Origin of the sequence: Butyrivibrio sp. XB500-5, from assembly GCF_003625505.1 — a bacterium.
Classification (GTDB): Bacteria; Bacillota; Clostridia; order Lachnospirales; family Lachnospiraceae; genus Butyrivibrio.
Map to the genome: position 1 here is coordinate 81,639 of NZ_RAIS01000001.1, position 12,161 is coordinate 93,799.

Here is a 12,161-nt window from a genome sequence, read left to right on the forward strand (position 1 = left end):
ATAAGTTTATAACTTATACATCATGACTGATTCTGTCGTTCCACAAGATGTGCTCCGCAGTATTTCTCACGAAGCTTGGGCTTATCGATTTTACCTGTGGGATTACGAAGGACCTTATCAAATATGATCTTTCTGGGTCTCTTGTATCTGGGAAGATCAACGCAGAAGCGCTCAACTTCATCCTCTGTAAGAGTCATGCCCTCTTTAACCTGTATGATCGCAGCAGCGATCTCACCAAGTCTGTCATCCTGAAGTCCGATAACGGCAGCGTCGTGAATCTTGTCGTTCTTCATAAGGAAGCTCTCAATCTGTACGGGATAGAGATTCTCACCGCCGGAAATGATAACGTCTTTCTTACGATCAACAAGGAAGATGAATCCATCTTCGTCCTGACGTGCCATGTCACCCGTAAAGAGCCAACCGTCTTTTAAAATCTCGGCTGTTGCCTCGGGGTTCTTATAATATTCTACCATGACTCCGGGACCTTTTACACAAAGTTCTCCGATTTCACCCTGTTTAACGTTCTTGCCCTCTTCGTCGACGATCTTGGTCTTCCAGCCATAGCCCGGAATTCCGATAGCACCTACCTTGCTTACATTCTCAACACCGAGATGTACGCAACCGGGACCTGTTGATTCAGAAAGTCCGTAGTTGGTATCGTACTTATGATTAGGGAAATACTGAAGCCATCTCTTAATGAGGCTCGGCGGAATAGGCTGAGCACCGATGTGCATAAGTCTCCACTGTTTGAGATGATAGTCTTCAATCTTGAGCTTTCCGGAATCCAAAGCTGCAAGAATATCCTGAGCCCACGGAACAAGAAGCCATACAATAGTGCATCTTTCCTCAGAAACGGCTCTGAAAATCGCCTCAGGCGAGTTTCCTTTTAACAATACAGCTCTGCTACCTGTGTATAATGAACCGAACCAGTGCATCTTGGCGCCGGTATGATAAAGAGGCGGAATGCAAAGGAAATTGTCCTCGTGAGTTGTCTCATGATGAATTGCTTCCATCTTGGCTGACTGCATAAGCGCTGTGTGAATATGTAAAATAGCCTTGGGAAAGCCTGTCGTCCCCGATGAAAAATAGATTGCAGCATCATCCTTGTCCTCGATAAGGATCCTTGGAGCAACGGATGAACTGTTGGAAACATGTCTGTAGTAATCATCCGCATAGGACGGACACTGATCTCCCACAAAGAAAAGAAGAGTTTCTTTCTTGATCTTCTGGGCTATATCCTCGATTCGACCGATAAATTCGGGACCGTAGAAAAGAACATCCGAATCCGAAGCTTTAAGACAATAATCTATCTCTTCCGCGTCAAATCTGAAATTGAGAGGCACTGCGATAGCTCCCGCTTTAAGTATTCCGAAATAAATGGGAAGCCATTCAAGACAATTCATAAGAAGGATCGCACATTTCTGTCCTTTTTTAATCCCTCTTTCTATAAGCATATTGGCAACTCTGTTTGCCTTTTCATCAAATACAGACCATGTGATCTGTCTTCTGTAATATGCTGTGGAAGTCGGCTGAATAAGCTCATATTCCTTCCATGTAACCCTTTGCTCTTCCTTGATCTCAGGATTGATCTCGACAAGAGCAACCTCATCCCCATACAACTTGCTGTTGCGTTCCAGTAAATCTGTTATTGGCATAAAGAAATCCTCCACTTTAAAGTGATAAAGTAAAGTATAAACATATTTTATTTAAAGGTCAAATATGATATATTAGCTTTATCGCGTTAAATTGGTATATTTATTCTGTAGGAGGTTTTTTACCATGGATCAAACAAAGAACGGGCAGCTCATGCTGGGCAACAAGGCAGTTGCTCGCGGTCTTTATGAGGCCGGAGTCTGCTTTATTTCCAGCTATCCCGGAACTCCAAGTACCGAAGTTACCGAAGAAGCTGCCAAGTATGATGAAATATATTGCGAATGGGCGCCGAACGAGAAAGTTGCTATGGAATCGGCTTTCGGTGCATCACTCGCAGGTCGCAGAGCATTCTGTGCTCAGAAGCACGTTGGACTCAACGTTGCCGCAGACCCTCTTTATACAATGTCTTACACAGGCGTTAATGCCGGTCTTGTTATAGTCGTTGCAGACGATGCAGGAATGCACTCTTCTCAGAACGAGCAGGATTCACGTCACCATGCTATCGCTGCCAAGGTTCCCATGATCGAGCCTTCGGATTCCAAAGAAGCACTTGAATACACCAAGCTTGCTTATGAGATCTCAGAGAAATTCGACACTCCCGTACTTCTTAAGATGTGCACAAGAGTTGCTCATTCTCAGTCAATCGTAGTACCCGGCGAACGTGTAGTTCCCGATAAGCCTTATGAAAAGAATATCGCAAAGTACGTTATGATGCCCGGTAATGCCAAGAAGCGTCACCCCATCGTTGAACAGCGTACCAAGGATCTTATCGCATTCGCCGAGGAGAATCCTATAAACAGAGTTGAAATAGGCGGTACTGAAATAGGTATCATCACCTGCTCCACTTCATATCAATATGTAAAAGAAGTTTTCGGTGATTCCGTAAGTGTTCTTAAGCTTGGAATGACCAATCCTCTTCCCTGCGATCTTATTAAGAACTTCGCAGCTAAAGTTGATAAGCTCTTTGTTGTTGAAGAGCTTGATCCCATTATCGAAAATCACGTTAAGGCTCTTGGAATCGAAGTTACCGGAAAAGAACTTCTTCCTATCTGTGATGAGTTCTCTCAGAATCTGCTTGCAAGGGCTTTCGGCAAGGATGTGGATGACAGCTTTGCAATTGATGAACAGATTCCCGCAAGACCTCCCGTTATGTGTGCAGGCTGCCCTCACAGAGGACTCTTTTACACTCTTAAAAAGAATAATTGCACCGTTCTTGGTGATATCGGATGTTATACACTCGGCGCAGTTCCGCCTCTCGGAGCAATCGAGATGACTCTTTGCATGGGTGCATCAATCGGTGCCGTACACGGATTTAACAAGGTCCGCGGCGCTGAAAGCGAGAAGAAAACTGTTGCCGTTATCGGTGATTCAACTTTCATGCATTCCGGTATGACAGGACTTGCCAATGTTGCATATAATCAGTCCAATTCAACTATCGTTATCGTAGATAACTCAATTACAGGAATGACAGGTCATCAGCAGAACCCAACTACAGGATATAACATCAAGGGTGACCCTGCAGGAAAGATCGACCTTGAAGCTCTTTGCAAAGCTATGGGCTTTGAGCGCGTAAGAGTCGTTGATCCATATAACTTAAATCAGTGTGATGAGGTACTCAAGGAAGAGCTCAATGTTGAAGCTCCTTCAGTTATCATTTCAAGAAGACCTTGTGCACTTCTTAAATACGTTAAGCACAACAAACCTCTTAAGGTTAATACCGACAAGTGTGTTGGCTGTAAGTCATGTATGAAGATCGGATGCCCTGCTATCTCTATGAAGAACGGTAAGGCTACAATAGATAACACATTATGCGTAGGATGCAATGTATGTTCACAGATGTGCCCTGTTGGTGCATTTGAAAGCACTGCGGAAAGTGAGGCCTGATAATGGAAACTAAGAATATTATGATCGTCGGCGTTGGTGGACAGGGTTCACTTCTTGCCAGCAAATTATTGGGACATCTCCTTCTTTCACAGGGCTATGACGTTAAGGTGTCCGAAGTTCACGGTATGTCTCAGAGAGGCGGATCCGTTGTTACATATGTAAGATACGGTGATAAGGTTTACTCTCCCGTTATCGACAAGGGTGAGGCAGATTACATCGTTTCATTCGAGATACTTGAAGCAGCAAGATGGCTTCCTTTCCTTAAAAAGGACGGACAGATCGTTACAAATACTCAGCAGATCGATCCTATGCCTGTAATTACAGGTGCTGCAGAGTACCCGGAAGATCTTGTATCCAAGTTAAAAGCTTCAGGAGCTAAGGTTGATGCTCTTGATTGCCTTTCACTTGCAGAGCAGGCAGGTTCAGCCAAGGCTGTAAATATCGTACTTTTAGGAAGACTCTCACACTACTTCGATCTCCCGGAAGAAGCCTGGATGAAGTCTCTTGAAGCCAATGTACCCGCCAAGTTCCTTGAGATGAACAAAAAAGCTTTCGAGCTTGGTAAGAATCAGTAAGCATTACTCATATTAACAACAAAGGAGAAAGACATGGAGCGATATTATCAGAAAGAAATCGAATGCGCCCCTTATGAGGAAATTCGCAAGATTCAATCAGAAAAACTAGTTAAACAGGTTAAGCATGTATGGGATAATGTCCCCTACTACCGCAAAAAAATGGAAGAAAAAGGCGTTACACCTGATGATATCAAGTCAGTTGACGATCTCCATAAGCTTCCCTTTTTATCAAAAAAAGATTTAAGAGATGCATATCCTTACGGACTTCTCGGTAAACCCTTAAAGGAATGTGTACGTATCCACTCAACATCCGGAACTACTGGTAAAAGAGTTGTTGCTTATTATACTCAGCACGACCTTGATCTCTGGGAAGACTGCTGTGCCCGTGCAATCATGGCTGCAGGCGGAACTGATGAAGACGTCGTTCATGTTGCATACGGATACGGTCTTTTCACTGGCGGTGCCGGACTTCACGGCGGTTCACACAAGGTAGGCTCTCTTACTATACCAATCAGTTCGGGAAATACAGACAGACAGATTATGTTCATAAATGATCTTGGTGCTACTATCCTCTGCTGTACTCCAAGCTATGCAGCTTATTTATCTGAGCGTTTTAAAGAAATGGGCTACGGTCCCGATGATATTCCTCTTAAAGCCGGGATCTTCGGTGCTGAAGCATGGAGCGAAGAAATGCGTGCCGATATCGAGAAAACTCTCGGAATAAAGGCTTACGACATTTACGGACTTACAGAGCTCTCAGGCCCCGGTGTTGCATTTGAATGTTCTGAACAAAACGGAATGCATATAAATGAAGACCACTTTATCGCTGAGATCATCGATCCCGATACAGAGGAAGTTCTTCCCGAAGGATCACAAGGTGAGCTCGTATTTACTGCTATAGATAAAGAAGCATTCCCCATGATCAGATATCGCACAAGAGATATCTGTAAGCTCACAAGAGAGAAATGCTCTTGCGGAAGAACCCACGTACGTATGGCTAAGCCTATGGGTCGTTCAGACGATATGCTTATCATCCGCGGAGTAAACGTATTCCCCAGCCAGATCGAAACTGTTCTTATGAACAACGGCTATGCAGCTAACTATCAGATTGTTGTAGACAGAGTTAACAACACAGATACTCTTGATGTACAGGTTGAGATGACTCCCGAGATGTTCACAGATAACGTCGGTGAGATTGAGGAACGTCAGAAGAAGCTTGTAGAAGGCCTTAAGTCAATGCTCGGCATCAAAGCCAAGGTTTCTCTCCTCGCTCCCAAGTCAATCGCAAGAAGCGAAGGAAAAGCCGTAAGAGTTATCGATAACAGAAAGATTTGATAATAGTCTTTAAACCGAGATTTTAACTGCAAAATCATATATAATATAAATATAAAAAGACAAGGGGGATACAGCTATGAGCGTTATGCAGATTTCAGTATTTCTTGAAAATAAACCCGGAACCTTAAAGAAGATGACAGGTGTCCTTGCAGCCAATAAGATCGACATGCGTGCTACTTCTCTTGCAGAGACCAAGGACTTTGGTATCGCAAGGCTTGTAGTAGACGATGCTCTGTCAGCTGTTAACACTCTTAAGGAGAATAACTTCGTTGCAAGCCTCACTCCTGTTCTTGCAATCGAGATACCGGATGAAATGGGCGGACTTGATAAACTTCTTACAGTATTCGATGAAGCCAAGGTAAACATCGAGTACATGTACGCTTTCTCCGGCGGTTCCAACAAAGATCACGCTTACATGATCTTCAGAGTAAGCGATACCAAGAACGCCGAAGCTAAGCTTGCCGCTAATAAATCTATTAAGATGCTTACGCAGGAAGATCTTGAACAGATCTGATTTTTAGCAAAAACAAATAATACGCCGTTTGGCGTCAAAAAAGAGCTGTGAATCTTATGATTCACAGCTCTTTGAATTTTATACTTTTATCTCCATCGTTGTCTTCTGAGGCTTCATTCCCATCTTTTGATAAAAAGCAAAAGCTCTTCGATTGCCTGTCCAGACATTTAAGGTTATTTCTCTGCAGCCGAGCGCTCCGGCTTCTTCTTTGACATGTTCAAATATCTTCGTTGCAACACCTTTTCCCCTGAAATTGGAATCGATACAAATATCATCGATGTACATGTACTTAAAATGTTGTACGAACGGCTTAGCAGGCATTTCCTTAATATCGCAGAAAGCATATCCCACGGCTGCTCCGTTGATTTCTGCGACATACACTCTCTTACTCTCATCATCAAGTATATCTTCAAGCTCGGTTGAGTTGTATTTAGTATATCCGGATACAAAATAATCAGGCTTGATGCTTGCATGAACTTCAAGGACCTGTGAAAGAAGGGTAATCAAAAACGGAATATCCTTAACGGTAGCTCTTCTGACGATTACGTTTACGGTATCCAAAGATCTATGCTCTTCTTTTTGTTCCTCTATTTTTTGTTCCTCTTTTTCAGCATCTTCTCTTATTTGTTCAGCCATGACCTCGGATTGCCAATGAAATTCACCGTCTAAATCTTCACCGCAGTACATACAATGAGTTTGGAACATACTCTCTATTCTCAAACCTCTTCCGCATCCCGGGCACCTACACAATGTATAAGTTATACATTCGGTGAATATAATAATTAAAACCACTACGACTAATACAGCCAATATAATCGTAAATGCATCATCATAAAAGTGACCCATGATCAAATAAACCAAAAACGCTATCGGAGCACCTATAAACACTTCAAGTATATGCAATGAATGATATAACCCTAATGGCGTATAGCCGTTTTCAACCAAATACTTTTTTATCTTTTTCATTTGTTTATCCTTTTATAAGCCTAACAGATCACGTGCATTGTCTGACATGATCTTTTCAAGATCATCGTCGCTAAAGCCAAGCGACTTAATATATTCCGTCGACTCTTTCTGTGATGACCAAGGGCTGTCGCTTCCAAACAATATCCTTCTGCTTCCGAATGCAGTAACAAGCTTGATAAAGCCGTCCTTATCAAGCATAGCTTTGTCTTTATTATCCCAGTAACCGTCAGAAAGAGCCTGTATTCTTCCCGATGAAAAAGACGTATCAAGATATACGGAAGTATCTTGAAGATAAAGCGGAACTTCATCCCAATTGCGCCAACCACCCATATGAGCCAAAACAAACTTAAATTCCCCGATGGTGTTGATAACATTTCTGCACATCTTTGGAGAACAGTTTACAACTCCCGGAAAGCCGATATCGAGACCCGCATGAGTTATAACAATAAGATCATTTTCACACGCGGCATATATGATATCAAGAAAAGGCTTGGAATCTATGTCAGCCTTCTGATAAACCGGATGAATTTTAATCCCCTTTATACCTTCATTCTTAAGGCGTCTAAGCTCCTCTTTGTACCTCGAGTACTCAGGATGAATGCAGCCAAAAGAAATAAGTCTGTCATGATACTTTTCATTTACACGTAAAGCCTTATCATTAATGCCTTCAACCTGAGATGCATTTGTCGCAACTGGTAAAAGGACGGACATATCAATGCCGCCCTTATCCATCGAATCTATAAGTCCCGAAACCGTACCATCCGTGTAAGCCACAATATGAGCCTCTTTACTAAGGCTATCTACAGCCCGCGCCGCAATAGAATCGGGAAATGTATGGGTATGAAAATCAATAACCATATATTCAAACCTTTATAAAATCTCTATAGAAAAAGCTGTGTTGAAGCTCTCTCCTTTTTCTAATCTGTTGCCGTGTTCTCTTTTTTCAAGAGCGTGTCCATAGCCAACTCTGTCGCATCTTCCGTTCCAAGGCTCGATGCATACAAACGGCGCATTCTTTTTATCGGGAGACCAAACACCGAATAAAGGCGCATCAAAGCTGACCTTCACCTTATCCGCATCGTCCTTACGAATGATCGTAACGCTATCTGACTGTCTGTCCTCAAATATAAGTGCATCCTCATCAAAAAGCTTTGGCTCGAGCGCAAGAACTCCTTCGGTAGTCTTAACATCTATTACCTTTTCGGAGAGACATCCGCTGCTCATATCGATAACACCTGACTTAAGCGTATCTTTTACCGCAGCTCCGTTTTTTTCAAACAAGAGCTCATCGGTGTTAAGATCGCAAGTAAATGCCGGATGAGCACCTATTGAGAAATAAAAAGTTCCGTCATTGTCATTCTTAACGTTATAAGTAACGGTAACCTTACTTCCTTCAAGCTTATATCCTATCTGCAATGCAAACTTAAACGGATAAACTTTCATAGTTTCTTCTGTATCTTTTAATTCAAATAAAAGCTCATCAGAAGTTTCTTTTACCAAGTTAAAATCCATGTCTCTTGCAAAACCATGCTTGGGAAGCTCGTAAGTGACACCGTCATAGATGTACTTATTCTCCCAGAGTCCACCTACTATAGGAAAAAGAACCGGTGAAGTTCTTCCCCAGTACTTGGGATCAGCCTGAAACATAAATTCTTTTCCGGAATCAATCTTGGTCAAAGATCTAAGCTCTGCGCCGTGGTCCTCAACCTTAATTGCTATATCATTATTTTTTAAAACGTGTAGTGACATAAAAACCTCTTTTTACAAACATTACTCAGAATCATCTGAAAGTGATGTGCTCTGATGTACAAGAACTTCCTTGTTGTAGCAAGCAAATGCGCCGTCCACAAGATCCTTCGGAGGCTTCTTGGTAAATGCAGAGATCAAAGGAACAATCACAAGTCCTGCAAGCATGCAGAATGCACCGGCATTGATGGGTGACTGTAAGAGTGTAGGGAACTTAGGTCTTACAAGCATATTTGCGATCATTACTACTGTAGAAAATACGAAGTTAACCCAAACGGCTGCCTTTGTGATGAACTTAAAGTACAATCCGTAAAGGAAAGGTGCAAGGAATGCTCCCGCAAGTGCGCCCCATGAAACACCCATGAGCTGAGCGATAAACGTTACATTTCTCTTGTACTGAACAATTGCGATAACAACAGAGATTCCAACGAATACAACGATCAGGATTCTCATGATAAGGAGCTGTTTCTTTTCATCCATGTTCTTAACTACGTGACCTTTCAAAAGATCCAGTGTAAGAGTAGAACTACTTGTAAGAACAAGTGATGAAAGTGTTGACATTGAAGCTGAAAGAACAAGCACTACAACAACAGCAATAAGGAAATCGGGAAGTCCCGAAAGCATTGTAGGAACGATGCTGTCAAAGCCGTTTGCCGCAATATCAATCTTATCGGAAAAGAGTCTTCCGAAGCCGCCTAGGAAATAGCATCCGCCGGCAACAATAAATGCAAAGAATGTAGAAACTATTGTTCCTTTTGAGATTGCTCTCTCACTCTTGATCGCATAGAACTTCTGAACCATCTGAGGAAGTCCCCATGTTCCAAGCGATGTAAGGATTACGACACCGAGAAGATTGATGGGATCGGGTCCAAAGAATGATGCAAAAACACCGGGAGTCGTTGAAACAGTTTCATCGCTTATTCGTGCAAGTCCGTCGATAGCTGCAAGGAATCCGCCCTGTGAATTAAGAACGGCAAGTACAACTGCGCTGATACCGATCAGCATGATGATACCCTGAATAAAATCGTTGATCGCTGTAGCCATGTAACCGCCGGCGATAACATATATACCTGTAAGTACGGCCATTACAATTACACAGATTGAATAATCGATGTTAAAAGCCATACCGAAAAGTCTTGAAAGTCCGTTATACAATGAAGCTGTATATGGAATAAGGAAAATAAATGTGATAACGGATGCTGCTATCTTAAGAGATCTTCCGCCGAATCTAGCGGCAAAGAACTGCGGCATTGTTGCCGAGTCAAGATGCTGTGTCATGATACGTGTTCTTCTTCCGAGGATAACCCATGCAAGAAGTGAACCGATAAGAGCATTGCCGATGCCGACCCATGTTGAAGCAATACCGTATTTCCATCCGAACTGTCCGGCATATCCGACAAAGATAACCGCCGAGAAATAAGATGTTCCGTAAGCAAATGCCGTAACCCAGGGGCCAACGGATCTTCCGCCCAATACAAAACCACTTACGTCAGTAGAGTTCTTTCTGCACATCATTCCGATGTAGATCATTACAGAAAAGAAAACCAGTAACATTAAAACTTTGATAATCATACCTTCTCTCCTCTAATACAAATAGTCTTTCTACACTTTAACACTTTCAACCGGTAAAGTCAATTGATAGATAGCAATATTTGGGCAATTTTAGCTAATAATTTCATATTGAAAAATTACGAAATAGTGTTATATTTTAAGTTGTGTTAGTTTGGTAGTAAAAAGTATTAATGTATTAAAACAAGGAGTTAAATTATGAAGTTCTTTCTTGACACAGCTAATGTCGATGACATTAGAAAAGCAAATGATATGGGTGTCATTTGCGGAGTTACAACAAACCCATCACTTATCGCAAAAGAAGGCCGTGATTTCAATCAGGTAGTTGCTGAGATAGCTTCTATCGTTGACGGACCTATCAGTGGAGAGGTAAAAGCTACAACAGTTGACGCTGAGGGCATGATCAACGAAGGCCGTGAAATAGCTAAGATTCACAAGAACATGGTTGTTAAGATTCCTATGACCACAGAAGGTCTTAAGGCTTGCCACACACTTGCAGCCGAGGGAATCAAGGTTAACATGACACTTATCTTTACAGCAAACCAGGCTCTTCTTGCAGCAAGAGCAGGCGCTGCATTTGTAAGTCCTTTCCTTGGACGTCTCGATGACATTTCTGTTCGCGGAACAGATCTTATCTCTGAAGTTGCTGAGATCTTCAACATACACAACATCTCAACAGAGATCATCGCAGCAAGTATCCGTCATCCTATGCACGTTACCGATTGCGCTCTTGCAGGTGCGGACATCGCAACTGTTCCTTACAAGGTTATCGAGCAGATGACACATCACCCTCTTACAGATCAGGGTATCGAGAAGTTCCAGAAGGATTACATCGCTGTATTTGGCGAGTAATTATTACATTCATTGCATACAAAAACGTCGAAGGCTTATGCCCTCGACGTTTTTTATTTCCCATAAATACAAAACAGACCGCCCATAAAATATGAACGACCTGTTTTGTAAAAATAACTATATATTAGATTTAAGTAACACCCGCAAATTAAAAATATTAAAAATTACTCATTGGTATCATCGATTTCTGCATTATCAGTTTCTTCTGCATCCTGATCATTCTCAGGGTAATTGATACCCTCAGAAGAGCAAAGATCTTCTTCATCATCCTCAACAATTGCATCCTTTGCAGCTATAGTAGGAGTACCAACAGCAGCAACTGTCGGAGTACCTACAGCTGACATCTCTTCCTCAACTATAACATTGCCGTCCTGATCAAATGCAACAGGTGAGCCTAACATAGACATCTCTTCCTCAACTATCATATTACCATCCTGATCAAACACAACCGGTGAACCAAGCATATGTAACTTTTCTTCCTCATCATCGACATCGGGAACTGCTACAAGATCATCCTCAGAACCAACTTCGATAATCTTTCCGTCTACGATTTTAACTTCTACTGTATCAGACTCGCTCTCGGTATCCTCTGTGGGATCATCCATTCCATCAGGAATCTCTGCGTCATCAGAACCTACTTCAATAATCTTACCGTCTACAATCTTAACTTCTACTGTGTCAGACTCGCTCTCGGTATCCTCTGTAGGATCATCCATTCCGTCAGGAATCTCAGCAGCATTAACAGCATCGTTCTCGGGATAGTTGATACCCTCTGAAGAGCAAAGGTCTTCCTCAACGTCCTTGTCATCCTTCTCTGCATCGGGAGTCTGTACAACAGGCTCTGCAACAGCTGCCACCTTTACAGGAGGCTTTGCAGGAAATCTAAAAGGCATCTTCATGCAGGGCGAAAATGCCAGACTGGCATTAAGTATTACAAAAGCCACTGCTTTTGATAAAAAAACAAACTTAAACATTTCATTTCTCCTTCCATTTATTAAGCGTCAATGGGTGTTATCAAACCCTCTGAGATGAATTATAACATATTACATGCGAATTAACAATAGTTT

The 12,161-nt window shown here is 42.2% G+C and carries 11 protein-coding genes; 5 read left to right on the forward strand and 6 right to left on the reverse strand.

Going from position 1 to position 12,161, the window contains the following annotated elements; all coding sequences use genetic code 11:
• Nucleotides 1-20: 20 nt before the first annotated feature.
• The gene (locus D6856_RS00375) at nucleotides 21-1,655 is read right to left on the reverse strand and encodes a class I adenylate-forming enzyme family protein (protein WP_120685284.1); all 1,635 of its coding nucleotides are present in this window, start codon (nucleotides 1,653-1,655) and stop codon (nucleotides 21-23) included.
• A gap of 124 nt (nucleotides 1,656-1,779) precedes the next feature.
• Here D6856_RS00375 and iorA point away from each other — a divergent pair, with 124 nt between their 5' ends.
• From iorA to D6856_RS00395, 4 genes are all read left to right on the forward strand, one after another.
• Complete coding sequence (iorA, locus tag D6856_RS00380) at nucleotides 1,780-3,537, forward strand: indolepyruvate ferredoxin oxidoreductase subunit alpha (protein WP_120685285.1); 1,758 nt, start codon at nucleotides 1,780-1,782, stop codon at nucleotides 3,535-3,537.
• Nucleotides 3,538-3,539: 2 nt separating this feature from the next.
• Nucleotides 3,540-4,112 carry an indolepyruvate oxidoreductase subunit beta gene (locus tag D6856_RS00385; protein WP_120685286.1) on the forward strand — a complete coding sequence of 191 codons (573 nt, stop codon included), beginning with the start codon at nucleotides 3,540-3,542 and terminating at the stop codon, nucleotides 4,110-4,112.
• A 33-nt stretch (nucleotides 4,113-4,145) separates the two neighbouring features.
• Nucleotides 4,146-5,447, forward strand: coding sequence for a phenylacetate--CoA ligase family protein (locus D6856_RS00390; protein WP_120685287.1), 1,302 nt, complete (start codon nucleotides 4,146-4,148; stop codon nucleotides 5,445-5,447).
• Nucleotides 5,448-5,523: 76 nt separating this feature from the next.
• Complete coding sequence (locus D6856_RS00395) at nucleotides 5,524-5,961, forward strand: acetolactate synthase (protein WP_092247129.1); 438 nt, start codon at nucleotides 5,524-5,526, stop codon at nucleotides 5,959-5,961.
• A gap of 78 nt (nucleotides 5,962-6,039) precedes the next feature.
• Here D6856_RS00395 and D6856_RS15280 read toward each other — a convergent pair whose 3' ends face one another.
• From D6856_RS15280 to D6856_RS00415, 4 genes are read right to left on the reverse strand one after another with little or no spacing between them, the layout of a single operon-like run.
• On the reverse strand, nucleotides 6,040-6,927 hold the full coding sequence (locus D6856_RS15280; RefSeq protein ID WP_243113975.1) for a GNAT family N-acetyltransferase: 888 nt from the start codon (nucleotides 6,925-6,927) through the stop codon (nucleotides 6,040-6,042).
• A 12-nt stretch (nucleotides 6,928-6,939) separates the two neighbouring features.
• The gene (locus D6856_RS00405) at nucleotides 6,940-7,785 is read right to left on the reverse strand and encodes an amidohydrolase family protein (RefSeq protein WP_120685288.1); all 846 of its coding nucleotides are present in this window, start codon (nucleotides 7,783-7,785) and stop codon (nucleotides 6,940-6,942) included.
• A gap of 12 nt (nucleotides 7,786-7,797) precedes the next feature.
• The gene (locus tag D6856_RS00410) at nucleotides 7,798-8,676 is read right to left on the reverse strand and encodes an aldose 1-epimerase family protein (protein ID WP_120685289.1); all 879 of its coding nucleotides are present in this window, start codon (nucleotides 8,674-8,676) and stop codon (nucleotides 7,798-7,800) included.
• Between the two features lie 21 nt (nucleotides 8,677-8,697).
• Nucleotides 8,698-10,245: a sodium:solute symporter family protein gene (locus tag D6856_RS00415; RefSeq protein WP_120656512.1), complete on the reverse strand. Its 1,548-nt coding sequence runs from the start codon at nucleotides 10,243-10,245 to the stop codon at nucleotides 8,698-8,700.
• A gap of 195 nt (nucleotides 10,246-10,440) precedes the next feature.
• Between D6856_RS00415 and fsa the strand changes: the two genes are divergently transcribed.
• Nucleotides 10,441-11,094 carry a fructose-6-phosphate aldolase gene (gene fsa, locus D6856_RS00420; protein ID WP_092249968.1) on the forward strand — a complete coding sequence of 218 codons (654 nt, stop codon included), beginning with the start codon at nucleotides 10,441-10,443 and terminating at the stop codon, nucleotides 11,092-11,094.
• A 164-nt stretch (nucleotides 11,095-11,258) separates the two neighbouring features.
• On the opposite strand, the gene D6856_RS00425 is transcribed toward fsa, so the two are convergent.
• Nucleotides 11,259-12,068 (reverse strand): hypothetical protein, encoded by an 810-nt coding sequence (locus D6856_RS00425; RefSeq protein WP_120685290.1) that lies wholly within the window; start codon nucleotides 12,066-12,068, stop codon nucleotides 11,259-11,261.
• Nucleotides 12,069-12,161: the final 93 nt, after the last annotated feature.